Consider the following 21316-nt stretch of genomic DNA (forward strand, 5'->3'; position numbering starts at 1 on the left):
CAGCAGTGTGGCAGTTACTGCTAGGGTGGAAGAGTGAGAGCCGACGCCGCGCGCAACCTCGAACTTCTGCTGACCACGGGCGCCCGCATGCTCGCCGAAGACCCGGCCACGAGCATCGCGGCGATCGCGGCCGAGGCCGGCCTCGACCGCCGGACCGTCTACCGCCGGTTCCCGAGCCGGGAGGAGCTCTTGTCCGCGGTCTACCAAGCGCGCCTGGATGCGATCGAAGCGGCGATCGAGGCCGCCCGGCTCCGGGAGGCGCCGGTGCCGGACGCGCTGGACCAGTACGTCCAGGGGATCGTCAGGGTCAACCGCACCTGGCCGACCGAGGTGAGCCGGATGCGCTCGGACCCGGAGATCTGGGCCCGCCGCCAGCGCGCGGTCGAGGAGGTCGACCGGTTTCTCAAGCGGGCCACCTACGAGGGCTTCCTGCGGGCGGGGCTGCCGCCCCGCTGGCCCGGCAGCGTCCTGGGGGCACTGGTGCGGCTGTCCACAAAGGACCTGTCGGTCCTGAACGACGTCCAGGCCGCGAACGTCATCGTCGACACGTTCCTGCGCGCCTTCGGCACGGGCGACGCGGGCTAGGAGCGCCCGGCCGCGGGTCGGCCCGCGTACCCGGACGGTCGGCCGGCGTACCCGGAGGGTCGGTTCGCGTACCGGAGCGGTCGGCCGGCGTACCCGGAGGGTCGGTTCGCGTACCGGAGCCGTCGGCCACCGATCCGCACGCGCCGACGCTCCAGGTGCGCGGGCCGACCTCCTAGGTGCGCGGGCCGACTCTCCAAGTACGCGGGCCGACTCTCCAAGTACGCCGGCCGACGTTCCAAGTACGCGGGCCGGCCTCTAGGCGCGCTGGATCTCGCCCGGGGCGTTGGTGCCGGTCTCCGATCCCGAAAGGTGCCGGGCCGTGTTGACCAGCCCGACCATGCTGAACGCCTGCGGGGTGTTCCCCACCTGCCGCCCCGCGTCGGTGTCGTACTCCTCCGACAGCAGGCCGACGTCGTTGCGCAGCCCCAGCAGCTGCTCGAACAGCCCGCGGGCCTCGCTCGTGCGGCCGGTCGCGTGGAGGGCGTCGGCGAGCCAGAAGCTGCACGCCAGGAAGCTGCCGTCGCCGCCGGGCAGTCCGTCGACGCCGCCGTCCGCGTCGGGGTCGTAGCGCCGGACGAATCCGCCGTGGGCGAGTTCGGCCCGGACCGCGTCCACCGTTCCGCGGACCCGGGGGTCCTCGGCCGGCAGGAAGCCGACGCGGGGGATGAGCAGCAGGGCCGCGTCCAGGCCGCGGGAGCCGTAGAACTGCGTGAACGTGTTCCGGTCGGCGTCGTAGCCGTGGGCGCAGACGTCCTGGTGGATCTTCTCCCGGAGGGCCCGCCAGCGGTCGATCGGGCCGTCGAGGCCGTGGGCCCGCACCGTGTGCACCGCCCGGTCGACGCCGGCCCAGGCCAGCACCTTCGAGTGGACGAAGTGCCGGCGCGGCCCGCGGACCTCCCAGAGACTGTTGTCCGGCTGGTCCCAGTGGCCTTCGAGGAAGTCGAGCAGCCCCCGCTGCAGGTCCCAGGCCGGGTGGGACGTCGGGAGCCCGGCTTCACGGACCAGGTGGAGCCCGTCGAGGACCTCGCCCCAGACGTCGAGCTGGAACTGGTCCGCCGCGGCGTTGCCGACCCGGACCGGGGAGGCGCCTTCGTAGCCCGGCAGCCAGTCCAGCGTCGACTCCGGCAGCCGGCGGGTGCCGTCGAGGCCGTACATGATCTGCAGGTCGGCGGGATCGCCGGCGACCGCGCGGACGAGCCATTCCCGCCACGCCCGGGCTTCGTCGTGGTAGCCGGTGCCGATCAGGGCCTGCAGGGTGAAGGTCGAGTCGCGCAGCCAGCAGTAGCGGTAGTCCCAGTTGCGCGACCCGCCGAGCTGTTCCGGCAGCGACGTCGTCGCGGCGGCGACGATGCCGCCGGTCGGGGCGTAGGTGAGGGCCTTGAGGGTGATCAGCGCGCGCCGGACCGCGTCCGGCCACTGCCCCGCGTACCGGCAGTTCCCGATCCAGTCCGCCCAGAAGCGTTCCGTGCCGGCGAGTGCGGTTTCGGCGTCGGCGGACCGCGGGCGTGGCCGGTAGGAGGCGTGGTGGGTGAGGACGAACGGGACGCGCTCCCCGGCGGCCACGGTGAACTCGGCGTGCGTGGCCAGGTCCTCGCCGTGCAGCGGCACCGGGGTGCGGACCCGGATCGCGTCGGGCCCGGCGACCGCGACGAACTCGCCGTCCTCGGTCCGCACCCAGGGGGTGACGGAACCGTAGTCGAGCCGCAGCCGCAGCAGCATGCGCATCGGGACCCGGCCGGTCACGCCTTCGACGATCCGGACGACGTCCGCGGCTTCCCCGCGCGGCGGCATGAAGTCCAGGACGCGGACCGTGCCGTCGGGGGTGTCCCACTCGGACGTCATGATCAGCGAGTCGCCGCGGTACGAACGCCGGGTCGCGGGGCCGCCGCCCGCCGGGGCGAGCCGCCAGGTGCCGGCGTGCTCGTCGTGCAGGAGCGCGGCGAAGCAGGCGGGCGAGTCGAAGCGCGGGAGGCACAGCCAGTCGATCGCGCCGTCGCGCGAGAGCAGCGCCGCCGTGTGCAGATCGCCCAGCAGGGCGTAGTCCTCGATCGGGGCCACGGCGATCAGCGCTCGCCGTCGAGGTCGATGACGACCTTGACGTCGTCGTCGTTCGCTTCGAAGGCGTCGGCCGCCCGGGCCAGGGGCACCCGCCGGGTGACGAGCCCGTCCAGCCAGTCCAGGTCCGCGCGGCCGAGCGCGCCGGCGGCGGCCCGGTAGTGGCGGAGGTTGGCGTTGACCGAGCCGATGACGACGTCGTTTTCGAGGACGAGCTCGCGGTTGACGGTCCCGGCGTCCACGGTGATGCTCCGGCCGGTGGGGGAGACACCGGTGAGGCAGACGATGCCGTACGCGCCGGTGCCCGCCATCGCGTCGAACACCAGGGAGCCGACGCCGGTGGCCTCGAGGACGATGTCCGGCTCGAGCGACGGCAGCACCTTTTCGACCGGGTCGTGGTGGTAGGTCGCGCCGAGCGCCTCGACGAGCCGGGGTTTGGGGCCGTCGGTGACGCGGTCGAGGACGTGGACGTCGAGGCCGCGCTGCACGCCCAGCAACGCGGCGAGCAGCCCGATCGGGCCCGCGCCGGTGACCAGCACCCGCCGCGGCTCGAACCAGGCGCGTTCCCCGACGCGCTGGATCTGCTCCCACGCCTTCGCGACGACCGTCGTGGGCTCCAGCAGCATGCCGACGTTCCGCAGGCGGGGGTCGAGGCGGACCGCGTAGTCCGCCTCGACGGTCCACCGCTCGCTGCCGTAGCCGTCGAGCTCCTTGATGCCGCGCTCGGTGTAGCGGCCGTTGCGGCACATGTCGAACTCCCCGGCCGCGCACGCGCCGCAAGGCACCGGGTCGGGCCGCCGGACGACCCCGACGACGAGGTCGCCCTCGGCGAAGCCGGCGGCCGGAGTGATCACCTGACCGAGTGACTCGTGCCCCAGCACCAGCCGGTCCCGGCCGGGTGGTGCCCAGCCGTACTCGCCGCGGGCGATCTCCTTGTCCGTGCCGCACACGCCGAGCGCGAGACCCCGCACGAGCAGCTCGCCCGGCGCCGGATGTGGCTCGGGCACCGTGCCGACCCGCAGAGACCCCCGCTGTTCCGGCACCACGGTCAGTGCTCGCATCTTCCCGCTCCTTCCCGCGGCGGCATGGCCGTCCGAACCGCTCGATCACGGTTTGACGCCCGTGCGCTCCGCAAAACATGCCGGCGGGCGGTGATGAGCGGGCAAATGCGACGTCGCGGGGCGGAAAGCCCGGACGGGACCGGAACACCGGCCCCGTCCGGGTGGCGGGCTCAGCCGGCGGCGACGATGCGCCACCGCTGGTTGGTGCTGCTGCTGTCACCGTATTGACCGAGATCGGTGCCGCTGCCGGTGCGGCCCATGCCGTCGAGGTATTCCCCGGTGCTGTTGTTCCGAATGCGGACGTTGTTCGCGTCGGTCACCACCGACCACAGCTGGTTGCCGCTGCTGCTCGCGGCGTACTGGCTCACGACGGCGCCGTTCGTGGTGCGGCCCGCGCCGTCCAGGTAGAGGCCGGTGGCGCGGTTCTTGATGCGCACGCGGTTGCCGGCGTTCTCGATGACCCACTGCTGGTCGTAGCGGCCGGGGTCGCCGCTCGCCTGGCCGGTGCCCGAGCCGCTGGCGGTGCGGCCCAGCCCGTCGACGTACAGCCCGGTGGCGGCGTTGACGATCCGGACGTACGTGCCGCCTCCGTCGCCCAGGCCCCACGCGTACTTCAGCCGGGTCAGCCCGCTGGGGTTCGACAGCGTCAGCTTGGTGCCCGCGCCGGTGCCCGCCTTGGTCGTCATGCTGTACCAGTCGCCGTCGCGCAGGCCCGGCCAGTACACGCTGCCCACGCCCAGGCTCCGCAGTTTCGCGCTGACGCCGCGGATGTAGTCGGCGAAGAACGATCCGCTCGGGATGCTGTAGTCGAGGGAGTCGTAGTGCACGCCGTTCTTGCTGCCCGGCGACATCGGGCCGCCCCATTCGGTGACGACGGTCCGGTCCGCGTACCCGCCGATGTAGCCGCCGATGTGGTCGGCCCACTCGGTTTCGCTTTCGTAGCCGGCGAAGAACGAGTAGTCGTGGGCCGCCAGCAGCGTCCCGTCGAGCCGCCGGTCGCCGCCGACCGCGGGCACGTTCTGGGCCAGGCCGGCGCCGTCGAGGATCACCCGGTCGCGCGGCACGCTTGGGTACCGGTTCAGCCAGGCGGTGTAGAAGTTGTTCAGGTCGCCCGCGCTGTAGGCGTACGGCTCGTTGATGACCTCGAAGTAGGCGTTCGGGTTGCTGCCGTACTTGGCGACGACCGTGTCCCACATCTGCTGGAACCGGCCCGTGTCCGTCGGCTTGCCGCCGGTGTAGGCCCAGTACGCCAGGATCACCTTGCCCTTGGTGAGCGCGGTGTCGATCGCCCCGGTGTAGGTGCCCCAGTAGCCGGAGACCGTCGGTTCGTTGATCGGCATCCGGACGGTGCCGCCCCCGGTGATGGAGTACAGCTGCCCGACGACCTGGTTCGCCGTGGCGGCGGCCGAGGAGTACGTGTCCGAGGCACCGAGCCCGGAGACGTACAGCACGCCGTTGACGAAGTTGTCCCGCGCGTCGGCCCAGTTGACGCCCTTGAGCCCGGCCGTCGACGCCTGGGCCTGCGCCGGGACGGCGGTCACCAGCCCGCCGGCCAGCGCGGACACCGCCAACAGCCGGACTGCCGTGGACAGCATCCTGCGAAGCACGGAGTGGGTCGGTCTCATCGGCTCGTTCCTCCCGGATCCTGCGCAGCGGCAAATGGTCGAGACACTGGTTAACACCCGGCCCCGGCAAGCGGCCAGGGTTCCGAAGCGAAACGCTCAGGATCGGTCAGAAAAGAACACCGTCGTGCCGCATTGAACAGGACGCTCCTGTTCAATGCGGCACGACGCACTGTGCTCAGCCGAAGTCGACGTCACTGCACCACATGTACGTCTGGTCCTGGTGTGAAGCCTGCCAGATCGTGAAGACGACGTGGTGTCCGCGATAACCGCCGGTGGTCTGGACGGTGAAGGTGATGTCCTTCGCCGGGGCGTAGCGGCCGGTCTGCGTGACCTGGTCGAGGTTGCCCCAGCCGAGGCGCTGGGTGGTGGGGTCGTAGCCGTTCTTGCTGACGTAGACCCGGATGAAGTCGGCGCCGTGGCTGGCCTGGTCGTACAGGTGCATCGAGAAGGTGCTGCCGAGGCTGGTGGTGCGCCACTGGCCGGGGGTGTTCAGGGAGTTGTTGCGCGCCAAGCCGTTGCTGCACAGCTGCCCGTCGGGCGTCGCTCCCTGGAAGTTGCCGTGCAGCCCGTCCCGCAGGGCGCTCATCCAGTTCCACATGGTGTCGGCGTTGGCCTGGAAAGCCGCCCAGCACATGGGATCCTGCTGCTGCATGGCGGGGTTGGTGTGCTGGCTGCCCCAGTCTTTCCAGCACTGGTAAGCCCGGGTGGCGGGACTGACGATGGTCCCGTGCGCCGAGGCGGCGGGCACCCCGACGAACAGGCCGGCCAGCCCGGCGAGGACCAGGGCGATCAGGCCCCGTCGTCCGGTGCCGGACCCGGAGAAGTTGCGCCTACGCATGGATGAGCCTCCATTCTCGGATGATCGAGCGGTGGTGGTTCATTGTGGGAGCGCTCCCAGGGTGGCAGCAGCTTATCCCCGATCCGGACAAACTTCAACCAAACGCCGGAGCGGAATCGCGGTTATTCCCCACCGGTTCCTCTTTCGAAAAGAACGGATTTCCCGCCGAAACTTTCGGAGTTTGTAGCTGAATCGTTCCCGGCGGTGACCCTGACCCGGAGCCCGGGGGCACCTCGGGGAGTTCCCCGATTGCCCGCGTGCGACCGGCGCGAAGAGACTTTGCCGCATGCGTTCTTCCGCTCTCGCGTTCCTCATCGCCCCGCTTTGCCTGGGCCTCTACGGCGTCATCAGGATCCTGGACGGCTTGGACGGCAGCCGCGGCCCGGGGCTCGCGTGGACCGCCGGTCACCTGGTTTTCCTCGTGGGGCTGGGATTCTTCGCACTGGCCTTCCGGACCATGTGGGCGATGGCGGGCCGGACCCGTCTCGCCACCGCCGGGTTCGCCGCCGGGATCGCCGGCGAGCTGGCCGTGGGCGGCCAGTTCGGCATCGACCTCGTGGCCGGGTTCCGGTCCGCCGACCGCGCCGGAATGGACGCGTACTTCGCCCGGATCCAGGACGTGCCGGGCGTCGACGCGGTGTTCTACAGCTACGGGCCGCTGCTGTTCTTCGCCGGCCAGCTCGCCTTGGTCACGCTGCTGGCCGTCGGACGGCAGGTGAAGCCGTGGGCGCCGGTACTGGTGCTCGCCGAGATCATCCTGCCGCTGCTCGACAAGGACTTCATCCCGCTGGGCGCTGCGCTGCTGCTCGTCGCCTTCGCCCCGCTCCTGCGGCGCGGCGACGTACCGCGGTCCACTTCGGACCCGGCCGGCACCGCGGTGGGCTGACGGCCCGGCGAGCCGGGGGACTGACCGGCGAAGTCCGGGCTTGCCCCTGACGTCGCGTCAGGTTCTACGGTCGGGGGGTGAGCGAACGCAGGTGGAGCATCGGTGAGCTGGCCAAGGCCGGTGGGGTCACGGTGCGCACGTTGCACCACTACGACCGCATCGGCCTGGTGTCGCCGGGCGAACGGACGCCGGCCGGGCACCGGCGGTACACCGAGGCCGACGTGCGCCGGCTCTACCGCGTCCGGACCCTGTGCGGGCTGGGGCTTTCCCTGGACGAGGTCGCCGCCGTGCTCCGGAACGCCGGAGACGACCTCGGCTCCCTGCGCGACCTGCTGACCGCTCAGCTCGCCGGCCTGGAGGCCCGGGCCGCGCGCATCGAGGAGTCGGCCCAGCGGCTGCGGGGCTTGCTCGCCCGGCTGGCGGAGGCGGCCATGCCGGAGCCGGAGCAGTTCCTCGCCACCCTGGAGCCGATGTCCGTCGACGCCGGCCGGTACCTCTCCGGCGGCCGGCTCACGACGATCACCGAACGGGCCGCGGAGCTCGGCGGCGGGACGGTCGAGACCCTGAAGACCGAGTGGCTCGGCCTGTTCGCCGAGCTCCGGCGGCACCTGCTCGCCGGGACCCCCGTCGACGACCCGGCGGTGCGGGCGCTGGCCGCCCGCTGGCGGGAGATCGCGGCCGCGTTCCACCCCGGCGGTCCGCCGTTCGAGGCGGCGACCACGGCGCTGTGGGAGGAAAACCGGGCCGGGCTGGGCGGGGAACTCGACGAGCGCCTCGGCTGGTCCGGGCCGGGTGGCGCCGCCGAGGTCGTCGACTACCTGCGCAAGGCCCGCGCCGCGGGCGAAAGCATTCGCGAGGACGAGGACGAGTGAAATGGACATCGACATCTCCGGCTGGCTCCGGGAGAACCTCGTCCGCCTGCGGACGCTCGAGCCGGACGACACCGCCCACCGCGAACTCGAACCGCTGCGGGACATCGTCGGCGACGCTCGTGTCGTGGCCGTCGGCGAGAGCACGCACCGGGTGCACGAGTTCTCCCGGCTGCGCCACCTGGTGACCCGGTTCCTCGCCGAGGAAATGGGGTTCACCGGCTTCGCGATGGAGTCCGGCTTCCCGGAGGGCTGGGCGGTCCACGACTGGGTGCTCGGCGGCGACGATGACCTGGACGCGCTCCTGCACACCGGGATCACCTACCACATGGGCAAGTGCGCGGAGATGCGCGATCACCTGGTCTGGATGCGCGAGCACAACCGCACCCACGACCGCAAGATCCGCTTCTACGGCATGGACCTGCCGGACTCCAGCGCGTCCGCGTTGCCGGGGGTGGTGGCCGCCTTGGCGTTCCTGGACGAGGCGGATCCGGCGTACGCCGCCGCGGCCCGCAAAGACCTGCTGCCGCTGTTCGGCTACCTGCCCGCCGACCGGACCGGGCTGGCCTGGGCCGCGCCCGCGATCCACGCCTACCTGGCGCTCGGCGCCGCGCACCGCCACGAGCTGACCGCCCGGATCGGCGAGCTGACCGAACGCCTCCACGCCCTGCGCGTCCCCTATTCCACTGTGGACGCCGAACGGGCCGGCATCGCGCTGCAGTGCGCGGTCACCGCGCGGTCCGCGGACGCCTTCCTCGCCGCCATGGCCGCCGCGCCGGGGCGCACCTACCGGGGCGCCAACGTCCGGGACGCGGCGATGGCCGCCAACGTCGAATGGATCCTCGACCGGGAGGAACGCGTCGTCGTCGGGGCCGCCAACGGGCACTTGCAGCGCTGGCCGTACCGCGTGCCGCCGATCATCAACGAAGAGCAGGTCATGCTCGGCCAGCACCTGGCCCGCTCGCTCGGCGACCGGATGGTGGTCATCGCGACCACGTACAACGGCGGTCGCGTGTTCGGCCACCGCCCCCTGCCCGACGGGCCGCCCGGCCACACGGAGGTGTTCTACGAGGACGTCGCCCCGTTCACCGAGCCGGGCAGCCTCGACGTCCTGCTCGCGAGCGCCGGCGAGCCGCTCGCCCTGCTCGATCTGCGGAACGTCCCCGCGGACGGCGAAGTGGCCCGCTGCTTCGCCGGGATCGACAGCACCCGGCAGGGACCGTACAAGCAGCTGGTGAACCCCCTGGAGGCGTTCGACGCCGTCGTGCACATCGACCGGATCACGCCCTGGCAGACCTTCATCGAAGGGTGAAACACCACGGCACGGGAGCCCTCGGTCCGAGGGCTCCCGCGCCGGCGGTCAGCCCTCAGGCGGTCAGCTCGAGCAGCCGGCCGGTGAGGTCGAGGTGTTCCTCGATGCTGCTGGTCAGGTAGGTGAGGTCGACGAACGTGTGGTCCGGCTCCACCAGTTCGACGATCTTGGAGACCGACTCGGCGATGACCGCCGCCTCCGTGCCGGGGTCGGGGTTCACCCGCAGCGCCACTCCCAGCGCCTGCGGGTCACGGCCGGCCCGCTCGGCGTCGGCGCGGAGCTTGGCCAGGGTCGAGGTGATCACCTCGGCGGGGGACTGCTCGGGCACCGACCAGACCGGGAGCCAGCCGTCGGCCCGCTCGGCGACCCGGCGCAGCGACTTCTCGCCGAAGCCGGCCAGGTGGATCGGCGGCTTGCGCACCGGCTTCAAGGCGACGTCGGACTCCGCGACCCGGTAGCCGACACCTTCGTGCGACACGGTGTCCTTCGTCCACCACGTCTCGAGCAGGTCGAGCAGGTCGTCGAGCCGCTTGCCGCGCTCGGACATCGGCACGCCGACGGCCGCGTACTCGTCGGGGGACCAGCCGATGCCCAGCCCCGGGAGCAGCCGGCCGTTGCTCGCGACGTCGATGCTGGTGAGCAGCCGGGCGAAGTTGACGGGCTGGTACTGCGTCGCGTTGATGGTGCTGGAACCGAGCACCGCGGTTTCGGTCACCGCCGCGGCGATGGCCAGCGCGGCGAACGGGTCCTGTGCGGTGTGGAACTCCTCGGGCATGGTGTCGTAGCCCGGGTACGGCACCACCGGGGTGACCGGCGACAGCAGCCGGTCGCCGACCCAGAGACTGGCCGCGCCGGCCCGTTCCGCTTCGCGCGCGTACCGGGCGATCCCGCCCGGTGTGGCCGCCGCCTTGCCGAACACCGGAAGGCTGAACCCAAGTGACATTGCTTCTCCCCTGAAGAGTGGACGGACTCATGCGGTCCTCAAGCCACTACTACCCGCATCTAGTTTCGCCTTCAAGTACTCTCACGGTTGCCCACCGGCCGGTTCCCGCGGCCGCCCGGCGCCTGGCAAACTGTTTCCTCCGCGAGGGAGGGAGCAGACGCTGTGGCACGCCTTCACGTCGGCTGCGCGATGTGGACCCACAAAGCGTGGTCCGGGCGGTTCCTGCCGCAGTCGCTGCCGGCCAAGGAACGCCTGCGGGCCTACGCCGGCTGGTGCAACGCGGTCGAAGGCAACACCACCTTCTACGCGACTCCCGCCCGGGCCACCGTCGAAACCTGGGCGCGGCAGACCGATCCCGGCTTCCGGTTCGTGGTCAAGCTGCCCAAGCTCGTCACGCACGAGCGCCGGTTCGCCGGGGTCGAAACCGAGATGCGGGCGTTCCTGGACGCGATCGAACCGCTCGGCGAGCGGGCGGTCCTGTGGACCCAGCTGCCCGGTTCGTTCGGCCCCTCGGACGTCGATGCCCTCGGCCGCTTCCTGCGCCGCCTCCCCGCCGGCCGCCGGCGCGCCGTGGAGGTGCGCCACCCGGAGTTCTTCACCGACGCCGGCTCGGCGTCGCAGCTGGAGGGGGCGCTCGCCGGCGCGGACGCCGAGTGGGTGCCGTTCGACACCACGGTCTTCTTCGGGCGCCCACCGGTGACCGAGGCCGAACGCGAGACCTGGGCCAAGAAACCGCGGGTGCCACGGCGGACGCGGGCCCTGACCGACCGGCCGATCGTCCGCTACCTGGGCCGCGACTCGGCCGAGGAGACGATCGAGGGCTGGCGGCCGTGGACGGCGGTGGTCGCGGGCTGGCTGCGCGAGGGCCGGTCGCCGACGGTGTTCGTGCACACCCCCGACAACAGCGAGGCACCGGCGCTCGCCCGCCGGTTCCACGACGACGTGCGCGCGCTGGTGCCCGATATCGAGCCGCTGCCCGAGCCGGTGCCGGTCGAGCCCGCGACCCTGTTCTGACGCCGTGCGGGCAAGCGCGGCTCGGGGTTGCCGATCCGCTCGCCGAGACGGCCGGCGTGGCGGGTGGCCGCCTCGGCGGACTCCTCCGCCGGAGGACTCCCTGTCCGGCGGTCCGCGGCCGCCCGCCAGGGCCGGAACCGGTTCCCGAGAGATCGGATCGTTACACAACTTCGGCTGGTCTGGCACGTCTTGAGGTTCGTGAGAATGATCCGCATCGCCGGACTCGGCCTGGTGGCCCTGCTGCTGGCGGCATGTAGTGGTGAGACCGGCACGGTGGGGGCTGCGCAACCGGCCGGAGCGATCGGAGCGGCCGGACCGGCCGGGACGCCGACCGTGCCGGGGGTACCGGCCGCGACAGTGGCGTTCGAGGGCGGGGACCAGCTGAGCCCGAAGGACCCGATCGTCGTCAAGGCGTCGGGCGGCACGTTGCAGGCGGTCGCGGTGACGAACCCGCAGACCGGCAACGGCGTCAAGGGCGAGCTCTCGGCCGACAAGACGACCTGGACCAGCTCGGACCGCCTCCGGTACGCGTCCACCTACCAGGTGGTCGCCACCGCGGTGAACCAGGCGGGCGCGGCGACCGAACAGCGCGGGGAAGTGCACACGGTCAAGCCGGCCGGGGTCGCGACGCCGGCGCTCTTCCAGTCGGCGTCGGGTGATTTCGGCGTGGGCCTGATCATCGGCCTGAAGTTCGACCACGACATCACCGACAAGGCCACGGTGGAGAAGTCCTTCAAGGTGACGTCCTCGCCCGCCCAGGAGGGCGGCTGGTACTGGGTCGGCAAGCGCGAGGTGCACTTCCGGCCCAAGGACTACTGGAAGGCCGGCTCGACGGTGAAGCTCGAGACCACGACCTTCGGCACGCCGATCGGGGGCGGCCTGTACGGCGGCCAGGACGTCTCGGCCACCTACAAGGTGCACGACTCCTGGATCGCCAAGGCGGACGGCAAGACGCACCAGATCAAGGCGTTCCACAACGGCCAGCTGGTGCGGACCGCACCGACCAGCATGGGCAAGACCGCCAACACCCCGCCGCGGGGCGCGACCCCGACCTTCAACGGCACGCACACCGTGCTGGGGAAGGAGGACCACAAGATCATGGACTCCTGCACCTACGGCGTGTGCGAAGGCGACCCCGGTTACTACAGCGCGCCGGAGAACTGGAACGTCCGGATCTCCAACGACGGCGAGTACCTGCACGAGAACCTGAAGACGGTCGGCGTGCAGGGCAGCGACAACGTCTCCAACGGCTGCCTCAACATGAACACCGAGAACGCCAAGTGGTTCTTCGACACTTTCAACGTCGGCGACGTGGTCGAGGTCACCAACTCGGGCGGCCCGCAGCTGGCCATCAACAACGGCCACGGCGACTGGGCCATCAGCTGGTCGGCGTGGCAGGCCGGCAGCGCCCTGCGCAGCTGAGCCCGCCCCGGTGGAAGGACGCCTTCGGCGCTCACGCTGAAGGCGTCCCACCCCGGCGATCGAGGTCGCGCACCGCGTATCGGTGGTGCTCGGCTTCTTCCTTCAGCACTACTTTGAGGCAGCGGCGCACGACGTATTCCTGTTCGGGGTACATGTCCGCCGGCTTGCGGCCGCACACCCGGTCGAGCTCGGCGGTGGTGAGCCCGTCGACGACCCGCCGCATCGCCGCCATGCGGGCGAGCCGTGGCGCGAGCACCTCCTCGAGCGTCGGGGTGGCTCCGAGGGTGAGGCCGAGCTTCGCCGCCGCGTCGGACGGCGTGCCCCCGGCGGGCAAGCCCAGCGGGTGGTAGGGCGCTTCCTCCTCGAGCACGGCGTTGCCGAGCCAGGCGTCGCAGGCGAACAGCAGATGCCGTTGCGTCTCGACGAACGACCATTCGCCGTCGACCCGCTCGTGCAGTGCGGCTTCGGGCAGCAGCCTCGCCCGGTCGAGCGTCGCGCTCCACACGGCCTCGATGGCGTCCCAAGCAGCCCGGTAGTCCTCGGGCGAAGCCGCGTTCCGCGCCAGCACCCGCGCGGGGTGCCGTCGGTCGAGCTCGGCCTCGACATAAGCGGTCACGTCGACGTCGTTGACGACGAGGCGCTCGAAGTAGCCACCCAGGTAGACGTCGCTGCCGTAGCAGTCGACGATCTTCAGGCCGGTCACCTCGCAATCGCGGATCTCGAGACCCGCGAGGTCGCACAGGTGGATGCGGGCACCACGGAATCGGTCGCTCTGGACGTATTCGGAGACCATCGAAGCAGTCTCGCTGACCGGCGGCGGCCTTTGCTGGAAAACGGCGAGAACTGCCCCCTGACCCGAGGGTACGGTGACCGACCTTCGCGAGTTCCGCCGCGCGTGCCACGAAGCGGCCCGGCGCACCGGCGGCCGGATCGTGGAGTTTCGCATCGCCGACGGTGTCACGCCGAACTTCCACCAAGGCGTCCTCGACCACGGCGGCCACCGCGTGTCGATCGTGTGCACCCGGGACCGGGCGGAGCCGGTCGTGGCGATCGCCGAGCCACGGGCGAGCGACGGGATGGGGCCGGCCGACCTGAAGTACTGGGCCCCGGCCGATTTGGGCGAAGTGCTCTTCAACTACTGGGACCGACGCGGACAGCACACCACCCTCGACACACCGTTCTCCGGATTCGGCAAATGAGCAAAGAATTCGAACTCCACGATCGAGTGCGACTCGTGACGGACCGGTTCTCCGCCGAGGGCGCCCTCGAAGGCTCGATCGGCTACGTGATCGAGAAGTACGGTGAGGCGGCCCTCGAGGTCGAGGTGTCGGATCCTCTGACCGGCGAGACGGTGGCCCAGTTCGTCGCCGAAGCGGCGGAGCTGGAACGAGCAGACCCCGGTGACGAAGCGAAGACGCCTCGCTGAGCCGCCGCCCCGAAGGAGCCGAGCGTGCGCGAAGTTCTCCGGATCGCGCACGACAGCCTTCGCGGCGGGCTGTCCCTGACCGCCGGTCGACTCGCCGCGATGGGCGCGCTCCGAGACTGCATGGACGCTTCCCGGGCCACCGACGTGCTCTGGCTACACCTCTGCAACGCCGCCTACTTCATCCGCCCGACGACCTCGGCTGGTCGCTGGACGAATCCGAAGCCTGGCTCAACGACACACTGCCCTTCGCCACTCCTCGACACGGACATCAGTCAGCTGACTTCCCGGCGAGCCGGGACTGACGCCGCCGTTCTTGCGACGGCGGGCCGTCTCCCCCTGCAGCGAGGGAGACGGCCCACCATCGGAAACCCAGGTTCACCCGTGAGCCGCGGCCACTGCGGCTCCGGCCGCCTGGCCGGTCGCCGGCGGCATCAGCTTCGGGTACACCTTCTGGAACTTCTCGATCATCGTCGCGGACGGGATGATCCGGTTCGGGTTGGCCTGGCCCGTCGCCTGCTTCTCGCCCCAGGCGCCGGCGGCTTTGCGCTGGTCGGGGGTGCCGTGGCTGTGGAAGCAGTCACCGATGGACGCGTCGAGGTAGACGACTTCCTGCTGGGTGCGGGCGTTCCAGGCGAAACCCTTGGCGTGCGCGACGAAGTAACCGCCGTAGGCGTCGGGACCCATCTCGGAGGACTCGTTGCGCGGGTAGTTCTGGTGGGCGAAGTCGACTTGGTGGCCGTACTCGTGGCCGATCACGGACTCCACCGAGACGTCGTCGAACCCGAGAGCGTCGACGGTGTCGAGCAGGCCGTCGCCGAGTGCCACGCGCTTGCCGCCGAGGCTGTCGGCCGGGGCGGAGAACGCGTTCAGGCTGATCAGCGGGTTGCGGCCGCCCTGCAGGGCCGGCACTTCGTAGAGCACCTTGGTGGCGAGCGCGGCGGCGTCCTTCACCTTCGCCGGCGCGAGCCCGAGGCTGAAGGTCTGCGCCATCTTCGCCTGGCTGCCGAGGTCGGTGCCCTTCCAGGCGACGAGCTGGATGTTCCAGCTTTCGATGTCCCAGAAGCCGCGCAGCTTGTCGATCGTGGCGGTGGCGCGCGCGGTGTACTGGCCGTCGGTGCCGAAGACCTGCGGGGTCTTGTCGGACGCGACGCCCTGGACGTAGAGCTCGCTGAGCCCCGACAGCGCGTCGAGCGCCTTGCCCTCGAGGGGGGTGAGCTGTTTCGCGAGCTTGTTCGCGTAGGTCAGCAGCGAACCTTCGGTACACCCCGGGATCGGGTCCTGCGCGGCCTGGGTCCGGGGGCCGATTCGCGGGATGGGTGACTCGATGAGCCGGTCGACGCCGCGCAGCGCGTCTCTGGGCAGGCCGTTGTAGAGGTCGATGACGTCCTGGTAGAGCTGCGCGACATCCTCCTCGACGGTGGATGGCGTGCTGGCGGCGGCGGGAACGGCCGTGGCGAGCACGAGCGCCGCCGCGGTGCCCGCTGCCGCGAGCGTGTTGCCGAGAAATCCGGTCCGCTTGGGCAAGGTGGTTTCCCCTCTACTGGTCCGTTTCAAGATCACCGATCGCCGCCACAGTAGGGCGGTGATTGGCGGCGGAACCGGCGCCGGGACAAGAACCCCGAAATGGCGCACGTCTTTCGGAGGGTTTCGGCGGTGCGGACATCGGCCGAAAGTACTAGGGACAGGGTGCTCGGTATCGTCTGCCGATGGGGTTCACCGAGCGGGCGCGCCGGGTGCGTGACGGGCGGCTGGCGCACGGCCGGCGGGTCGCGGCCTTGTGTTCGTGTGTGGGGTTGTACCACCCGATCGGCCACCGGGCGACGTTGAGCTTCCTCGGTGAGCTGGCCGGGCCGTACCAGCACCACGAATCGGCGCTGCTGCGGGCACTCGAGGCGCTGGAGGCCAGCCGCGCGGTGTGGCGCGAGGAGGTCGCTTCGTCCATCGACGCACGCGTGGCGCGGAAGCGACTCGGGCGGCGCATGCCCGCACCCGGCGGTCCGCCACCGGGCAGCATGGGCGGGCACTGGTACGCCTCGACCCCGGACGTATCACGCCGCGCCGCGCTGCACGCGCTCAAGCTGTGGGAGCGTGACTTGCGGCCGGACGCGGCGAACCCGGAGCTGCGGTCCCTCGTGCGCTCCTGCATCGCCACCGGCGGCCGGTTGACGGCCGAGCAGCTGGACGTCCTTTCGCACCAACGAACGTCGGCCGAGACCGAGGACGTTCGCTGGCCGATCACGCTCGTGGTGTCCGCCGGCGGTCGTCGACCCACGTGGCCGACGATGTCAAGGTGAGGTGAGAGCTCGCAGGCCGAATTGTGTCAGCATGAGCCGGTCATAGATCGGTTGAGCGCGATTCACCAGCGCGCTCCGGTCAAGGTCCGCTCTGCGGAAATACCACCTTCCTGATATCAGGTGGTCGTCGACCCAGGTGGTCAGCATTTCGTTGCACTTGTGCCGTGGGGTAAAACAAGGTGGGCTGTTGACCACCGCGAAAAGCGTGGCGCCGGTGCGTAGTGGCAGGGTGTCCGCCCTGGCGGCCCAGTCGTCGAGCATGGGGTGAAGAGCGAGGTGCTCGGCGTGCCGGGGTTCGCTGACGCCCTTGAAGGCTTGAGCGACTGCGCGCTCGCAGTTGGCGGCGTCGACGACTACCAGTCGCGCAGCCATCGTTTGCCTGCCTATTGCTTGTCGGAACTGTTCACGATGGCGGCGTCGGCTTCGGATATCTCGTGAGCCTGGTACGGCTCGCCCGGCGAGCCACAGCCGGACCTGGGTGTCGAGATTGCGAAGCAGTGTCTCGGAGACCCATTGCCGGTGGAGTCCGAGGTCCCACCGGCGGCACTGCTGTGATCGCCGGAGATCCTGCAGGACGGCGGTGGACGGCCGCCGGTCGGCCGATGCCAGCGGCCCTGTCCGCCGGGGTGGCCCGGCTGCGGCATGCCCCAGGAGGGGACTCGGATCGGTTGTGGTGGTCGGCTGAGATGCCGGATGTCCGGGTATCGGGATGACCGGTGGGCGTGATGGCGGCCCCATCGGGTGCGGGCCAGGGCCTGATCTGCGCCGCCGCAACCAATCCGTTATTGCGGTTCGGCGGCGGGCCGGGCTGCCCGGGCTGTCATCGGAAACGACCAGGAGGCCGCGGGTGCCCAGGTCTTCAGGGACGGCGAAGGTACGCACGCCGACTACCAGTGGCGCGGCCAGCCAGGTCCGGAAGGCGTCGTCCAACGCATCGATCGTGGTGACATGACCGTAGGTATATTCGAGCTCGGAAATCATCGCTGAAAGCAGGTAGAATGGTTGCCGTGGCACAGAATACGTCATTCCACTGCTCATCATGGTGAGGACGTGTTCCTCCTCGCCCAGGAATCCGCTTGCCGGTGTGCCGCCCTCATGGAATGAGTCGACGTAGACGCGTGGGCTGGAATGGACGGCTCGCCATCGCTCGCCGATCGTCGCCGAGAGCCGCCGCCGGCGTGCTTCCAGCCATATCCGGTACAGCTGCGGATCCAGTGGTGCCGGTCCGATCCCGCGAACCGCCCGGAACGTCTCCGGCGCCATCTGACCTGTTCCGGTGCCGGTCGGGCGTTGCTCGACAGCGTTGTCGTTGGCGGGCTCCACGCCACGAAAGGTCTCCGCCTCTACGGGCACTTCGGCGGGGACAGGCTCGGCGACCGGAGCCGGCTGTCGCTGAAGAGAGGCGTCAACCCTTCGTGCTCGCCCACTGACCTGGCCGAGAGAACTCGCCACGGCGGCGTTGCCGGCCAGCTTCTGGATCGTCTGTATCGCTGTAACGCTCCCGCGGTGGCTGGTGCGGAAGCATCCGCCGGCAACCGGCGCCGGAGGTGCCGACGGATGGTGGGGCTTCTTGCCCGGTCCATCAACCGCCGAGATGCTCGGGTCGGATTGCCTCATCTGCATAGGGCACCCACCTCAGCTCGAACCTCGGATGGTTCCACGGGGGTGAAGTTCATCGCAACGTCTGTGGGGGCAGCGTTTCGCTCCCGTGAGGGCAGCCGCCGCGAATCGACCTTGGCGGCATTACTGTTTTTGTAATGAGAATGGCACTTCGTGGGCGGAAAACGGGATTGTTCCGAAGGTGGCGATGGTGGCCGGGACCTGGTCCTGCGAAAGCGCGGATCGGCGTCGGTCAGGTCCTCAGCTTGATGGCTGAGCATGGGCGTGGGCCAGCTCGAACGCGCAGTTGGCCTCGTTCTGCCCGTCGCCGAGTTCGACGAACAGCGAGCAGGCGGCGGCCAGCACGTCGGTCGCCGTCGCGATGTCGCCGAGCATCGCGTGGGCGCGGCCCAGCTGGAGCCGCACCCGCGCGGTGCAACGCCGGTCGCGCTGGCCTTCCACGATCTCCAGGGCCCGCGTCAGCTGCCGCAACGCCTTCGCCGGCGCGTTCTGCTTGAGGTTGAACTCGCCGCAGCGGGTCAGCACGGCGGCCGTGCGGTGGTCGTCGCCCAGCGTCATGGCTCGTTCCAGCGCTTCTTCCAGCAGCGTCCACGCCCGATCGGGCCTGCCCTCGGCCAGGTGCAGCGCCGCCGCGCCCGCGCGGAGCTGGATCTCGAGGTGGCGGGCGCCGGTCTCGGCCGCCAGCACGGTCGCGCGCGCGTTGAACTCCAGCGCCTCGTCGGCTTGGCCGGTGACGCGGTAGGTGGTGGCCAGGCCGCCGAGCGCACGCGCGATCCCCGGCACGTCACCGATCTCTTCGCTGATCGCCAACGACTCCCGCAGCGCGGCGAACGCCTCCGGGAACCGGTCCCAGTAGATGTGCAGCTGCCCGAGCCCGAGCAGCAGCGCGGCCCGGCCGCGGCCGCCGGGCACCCCCGTGAGGGCTTCGGTGGTGAACTGGAACCACACCTCGTTGCGGCCGCTGTGGTCGAAGTACTGCTGGCACATGATGGCCAGTTCCCAGCTGTGGTCGGTCATCCCCTCGGCCACGGCGATCCTGATGGCCGCGTGCAGCGCGGGCAGCTCGGCCTCGAACCACTCCGTGGCGTCGGTGATCGGCTCGCTGTCGGCCGGCCACCGGGTCGCGTCGCCGGGCAGCGCGGTCAGCACGCTGCGCGGCAGCCGGGCCGCCGCCTGCTCGCTGAGGGAGAGCCAGCCGCCGAGAGCCCTGGTGATGGTCTGCCGGCGTTCGGCCTCCGGTTCCTCCTCGGCCTTCTCGGCCGCGAAGCACCGCAACAGGTCGTGCAGCCGGTAGCGGGCCGCGCCCGCCGCCCGGCCGGCGGGCTCCACGAGGTGGCAGCCGACGAGGTCCTCCAGCATCCGCTCGGCCGCGCGCGCGTCGATCCCCAGCACGGCGGCGGCCAGCCACGCGCCGAAGGTCGGCACGGACAGCGATCCCAGCCTGCGGAACAGGGTCTGGTGCGTGGCGGGCAGCTGGCGGTAGCTGATCGCGAAGCTGGCGCGGACGGCGAGGTCGCCGACCGCCAGCCAGTCCAGCCGGGTCCGCTCGGCCGTCAACCGGTCGGCCAGGTCCGCGGTGTTCCAATGGGGGCGTTCGGCGAGCAGGGCGCCCGCGACCCGCAGGGCCAGGGGGAGGCCGCCGCAGTGCGCCAGCAGTGCCTCGTCGGGCCCGTGCCGCACCCCGGTGATCGTGCTGAGCAGGCTGGCCGCGTCCGCATCGCTGAGCAGGTCGAGCCGGACCCGCTTGCCGTGCTCCAGCCCGCTGAGCGTTTGCCTGCTGGTGACGAGCACCGCGCAGCCGGGCGCGGCGGGCAGCAGCGGTCGGACCTGGCGTTCGTGCTGGACGTTGTCCAGCACGATCAGCACCTTGCTGTCGACGAGCAGGTCACGCAGCAGCGCGGAGCATTCGTCCTGGTCGGCGGGCACCATGTCGACCGCGACGCCCAGCGCGCGCAGGAACCGGGGGAGCACCGTGTCGGCACCGGCGTCCCCCAGCGTCGCGAACAGCTGGCCGTCCGGGTACGCGTCGCGGACTTCGTGCGCCAGCCGCACCGCGAACGTCGTCTTGCCCAGCCCGCCGACGCCGGAGATGGTCAGCACCAGCGGCTCGCGCCGGTCCGGCGTGCGCAGGTCGGCCGCCAGCTCGGCCAGCAGGCCGGCTCGGCCGGTGAAGTCGGCGAGATCCACCGGCAGCTGCCGTGGCCGGTTCACCTCGCGCGGGGCGGTGACCGCAGGCCGCAACGTCGGTTCGCCCCGCAGGACGCCGGCGTGCAGGGCGCGCAGCGCCGGTGACGGCTCGACACCGAGTTCGGTGACCATGGTCCGGCGCAGGTCCAGGTAGACCTCCAGCGCCTCCGGGATCCGCCCGGACCGCGCCAGCACCGTCATCAGCTGCGCCCGTGGCCGTTCCCGCAGCGGATGGGCGGCGATCACCTCGGTCAGCTCGTCGACGAGCCCGTGGGTGCGGCCCAGCTGCAGGTCCGCCTCGACGCGGTCCTCGATCGCGGCCAGCCGCAGCTCGTCCCACCGGTCGGCGGCCACCCGCGCGGAGGGCACGGGGATATCGGGCAGCGCCGGGCCACGCCACAGCCCGAGCGCTTCGTTCATCAGCCGGGTGCCCTGTTCGAGCTGCTCCTCCGCGATCAGCGTGCGGGCCGTCGCGGTGAGCGTCGTGAACCGCTCGACGTCCAGTGCTTCCGCGGGCAACTCGAGCACGTAGCCCGAGCGCCGGGTGGCGATCACCGGCCGCGGCAGGGCGCGGCGCACCCGCGAGATCAGGCCGTGGATCTGGGTCTTCGCCGTGGCCGGCGGGTGCTCGTCCCACAGCTCGTCGGCGATTCTTTCCCAGGTCACGGGTTGATTCGCGGACAGCAGCAGCACCGCGAACACGGCACGCGCCTGCGGGGAGCCGAGGTCTGTTTCGACGCCTTGCCAACCCACCCACAGCGGTCCGAGAACCTGGATGTCCCAGCAACCCTCCGGCATGCCGGAACCGTACCAGCCGGGTTTGGCCATACCAGAAAAAGCGGCCGGGTACAGGACCGTTTGGGTGAACCGGCGCTATGTGCGTCCGCTCCTGGTGTACAGCGTTCGAGAAGCGGTCGCTGCGAGCATTCCATCACCGGTAGCAACGTGGGGAGGCGTTGACGATGGATGCGAACTGGTGCCGATCGGCAGTGGCGAAGACCAGCGCGTGGGGCGCGGCCCCCGCATGCACGTGTGCGGCCCGCAACGGCGAGGACCTCGAGACGCCCGGGACGCGGTCACGAAGAAGGAGCTGACCGCTTCGCTCATTCGCGGCGAGCTGTGCTGGTCACCGGGCTGTCACTCCTTCCGGGCCAGAATCTCCTGGTCCCCCGAAACGGC

At 70.9% G+C, this 21316-nt stretch carries 18 protein-coding genes; 9 read left to right on the top strand and 9 right to left on the bottom strand.

What is annotated here, in order from left to right; translation table 11 throughout:
• Positions 1-33 precede the first annotated feature (33 nt).
• Positions 34-585 carry a helix-turn-helix domain-containing protein gene (locus AB0M30_RS35200; RefSeq protein WP_364593014.1) on the top strand — a complete coding sequence of 184 codons (552 nt, stop codon included), beginning with the start codon at positions 34-36 and terminating at the stop codon, positions 583-585.
• 255 nt (positions 586-840) lie between these two features.
• Here AB0M30_RS35200 and AB0M30_RS35205 read toward each other — a convergent pair whose 3' ends face one another.
• The 4 genes from AB0M30_RS35205 to AB0M30_RS35220 form a co-directional block, all read right to left on the bottom strand.
• Positions 841-2643: a glycoside hydrolase family 15 protein gene (locus AB0M30_RS35205; protein ID WP_364593016.1), complete on the bottom strand. Its 1803-nt coding sequence runs from the start codon at positions 2641-2643 to the stop codon at positions 841-843.
• A gap of 5 nt (positions 2644-2648) precedes the next feature.
• Positions 2649-3701, bottom strand: coding sequence for a glucose 1-dehydrogenase (locus AB0M30_RS35210; protein WP_364593019.1), 1053 nt, complete (start codon positions 3699-3701; stop codon positions 2649-2651).
• 170 nt (positions 3702-3871) lie between these two features.
• Positions 3872-5296, bottom strand: coding sequence for a ricin-type beta-trefoil lectin domain protein (locus tag AB0M30_RS35215; RefSeq protein ID WP_364593022.1), 1425 nt, complete (start codon positions 5294-5296; stop codon positions 3872-3874).
• Between the two features lie 205 nt (positions 5297-5501).
• Positions 5502-6164, bottom strand: a complete 663-nt coding sequence (locus AB0M30_RS35220; protein ID WP_364593025.1) for a lytic polysaccharide monooxygenase — start codon at positions 6162-6164, stop codon at positions 5502-5504.
• A 286-nt stretch (positions 6165-6450) separates the two neighbouring features.
• Between AB0M30_RS35220 and AB0M30_RS35225 the strand changes: the two genes are divergently transcribed.
• The 3 genes from AB0M30_RS35225 (at position 6451) to AB0M30_RS35235 (ending at position 9231) form a co-directional block, all read left to right on the top strand.
• Positions 6451-7050, top strand: coding sequence for a hypothetical protein (locus tag AB0M30_RS35225; RefSeq protein WP_364593028.1), 600 nt, complete (start codon positions 6451-6453; stop codon positions 7048-7050).
• A 77-nt stretch (positions 7051-7127) separates the two neighbouring features.
• The gene (locus AB0M30_RS35230; protein ID WP_364593031.1) at positions 7128-7922 is read left to right on the top strand and encodes a MerR family transcriptional regulator; all 795 of its coding nucleotides are present in this window, start codon (positions 7128-7130) and stop codon (positions 7920-7922) included.
• A 1-nt stretch (position 7923) separates the two neighbouring features.
• Positions 7924-9231 (top strand): erythromycin esterase family protein, encoded by a 1308-nt coding sequence (locus AB0M30_RS35235; RefSeq protein ID WP_364593034.1) that lies wholly within the window; start codon positions 7924-7926, stop codon positions 9229-9231.
• 55 nt (positions 9232-9286) lie between these two features.
• Here AB0M30_RS35235 and AB0M30_RS35240 read toward each other — a convergent pair whose 3' ends face one another.
• Entirely contained in the window at positions 9287-10174 is an 888-nt protein-coding gene (locus tag AB0M30_RS35240; protein ID WP_364593036.1) for a TIGR03619 family F420-dependent LLM class oxidoreductase, read from the bottom strand.
• A 189-nt stretch (positions 10175-10363) separates the two neighbouring features.
• On the opposite strand from AB0M30_RS35240, the gene AB0M30_RS35245 reads away from it, so the two are divergent.
• Complete coding sequence (locus AB0M30_RS35245; RefSeq protein ID WP_364593270.1) at positions 10364-11188, top strand: DUF72 domain-containing protein; 825 nt, start codon at positions 10364-10366, stop codon at positions 11186-11188.
• 204 nt (positions 11189-11392) lie between these two features.
• The gene (locus AB0M30_RS35250) at positions 11393-12610 is read left to right on the top strand and encodes an Ig-like domain-containing protein (RefSeq protein WP_364593039.1); all 1218 of its coding nucleotides are present in this window, start codon (positions 11393-11395) and stop codon (positions 12608-12610) included.
• Positions 12611-12641: 31 nt separating this feature from the next.
• Here AB0M30_RS35250 and AB0M30_RS35255 read toward each other — a convergent pair whose 3' ends face one another.
• Positions 12642-13403: a DinB family protein gene (locus AB0M30_RS35255; RefSeq protein ID WP_364593042.1), complete on the bottom strand. Its 762-nt coding sequence runs from the start codon at positions 13401-13403 to the stop codon at positions 12642-12644.
• Positions 13404-13476: 73 nt separating this feature from the next.
• Here AB0M30_RS35255 and AB0M30_RS35260 point away from each other — a divergent pair, with 73 nt between their 5' ends.
• Both AB0M30_RS35260 and AB0M30_RS35265 read left to right on the top strand, forming a co-directional pair.
• The gene (locus AB0M30_RS35260) at positions 13477-13809 is read left to right on the top strand and encodes a hypothetical protein (protein ID WP_364593044.1); all 333 of its coding nucleotides are present in this window, start codon (positions 13477-13479) and stop codon (positions 13807-13809) included.
• A gap of 35 nt (positions 13810-13844) precedes the next feature.
• A complete protein-coding gene (locus AB0M30_RS35265) occupies positions 13845-14036 on the top strand; it encodes a hypothetical protein (protein WP_364593047.1) in 192 nt (63 codons plus the stop codon).
• Between the two features lie 375 nt (positions 14037-14411).
• Here AB0M30_RS35265 and AB0M30_RS35270 read toward each other — a convergent pair whose 3' ends face one another.
• A complete protein-coding gene (locus AB0M30_RS35270) occupies positions 14412-15560 on the bottom strand; it encodes a hypothetical protein (protein ID WP_364593050.1) in 1149 nt (382 codons plus the stop codon).
• A gap of 182 nt (positions 15561-15742) precedes the next feature.
• On the opposite strand from AB0M30_RS35270, the gene AB0M30_RS35275 reads away from it, so the two are divergent.
• Entirely contained in the window at positions 15743-16330 is a 588-nt protein-coding gene (locus AB0M30_RS35275) for a hypothetical protein (RefSeq protein WP_364593053.1), read from the top strand.
• Here AB0M30_RS35275 and AB0M30_RS35280 read toward each other — a convergent pair.
• Positions 16322-17653: a hypothetical protein gene (locus tag AB0M30_RS35280; RefSeq protein ID WP_364593056.1), complete on the bottom strand. Its 1332-nt coding sequence runs from the start codon at positions 17651-17653 to the stop codon at positions 16322-16324. The genes AB0M30_RS35275 and AB0M30_RS35280 overlap by 9 nt on opposite strands.
• Before the next feature lie 537 nt (positions 17654-18190).
• Positions 18191-20935, bottom strand: coding sequence for a BTAD domain-containing putative transcriptional regulator (locus AB0M30_RS35285; RefSeq protein ID WP_364593059.1), 2745 nt, complete (start codon positions 20933-20935; stop codon positions 18191-18193).
• Between the last annotated feature and the right edge of the window lie 381 nt (positions 20936-21316).

It is taken from the genome of Amycolatopsis sp. NPDC051716 (genome assembly GCF_040681595.1).
In the GTDB taxonomy this organism is placed as follows: Bacteria; Actinomycetota; Actinomycetes; order Mycobacteriales; family Pseudonocardiaceae; genus Amycolatopsis.

Coding starts and splice junctions, on each gene's coding strand:
- AB0M30_RS35245 (WP_364593270.1), top strand. CDS start 10,364: ATGTGGACCCACAAAGCGTGGTCCGGGCGGTTCCTGCCGCAGTCGCTG.
- AB0M30_RS35235 (WP_364593034.1), top strand. CDS start 7,924: ATGGACATCGACATCTCCGGCTGGCTCCGGGAGAACCTCGTCCGCCTG.
- AB0M30_RS35215 (WP_364593022.1), bottom strand. CDS start 5,296: ATGCTGTCCACGGCAGTCCGGCTGTTGGCGGTGTCCGCGCTGGCCGGC.
- AB0M30_RS35285 (WP_364593059.1), bottom strand. CDS start 20,935: ATGCCGGAGGGTTGCTGGGACATCCAGGTTCTCGGACCGCTGTGGGTG.
- AB0M30_RS35240 (WP_364593036.1), bottom strand. CDS start 10,174: ATGTCACTTGGGTTCAGCCTTCCGGTGTTCGGCAAGGCGGCGGCCACA.
- AB0M30_RS35255 (WP_364593042.1), bottom strand. CDS start 13,403: ATGGTCTCCGAATACGTCCAGAGCGACCGATTCCGTGGTGCCCGCATC.
- AB0M30_RS35275 (WP_364593053.1), top strand. CDS start 15,743: ATGGGGTTCACCGAGCGGGCGCGCCGGGTGCGTGACGGGCGGCTGGCG.
- AB0M30_RS35220 (WP_364593025.1), bottom strand. CDS start 6,164: ATGCGTAGGCGCAACTTCTCCGGGTCCGGCACCGGACGACGGGGCCTG.
- AB0M30_RS35225 (WP_364593028.1), top strand. CDS start 6,451: ATGCGTTCTTCCGCTCTCGCGTTCCTCATCGCCCCGCTTTGCCTGGGC.
- AB0M30_RS35210 (WP_364593019.1), bottom strand. CDS start 3,701: ATGCGAGCACTGACCGTGGTGCCGGAACAGCGGGGGTCTCTGCGGGTC.
- AB0M30_RS35250 (WP_364593039.1), top strand. CDS start 11,393: ATGATCCGCATCGCCGGACTCGGCCTGGTGGCCCTGCTGCTGGCGGCA.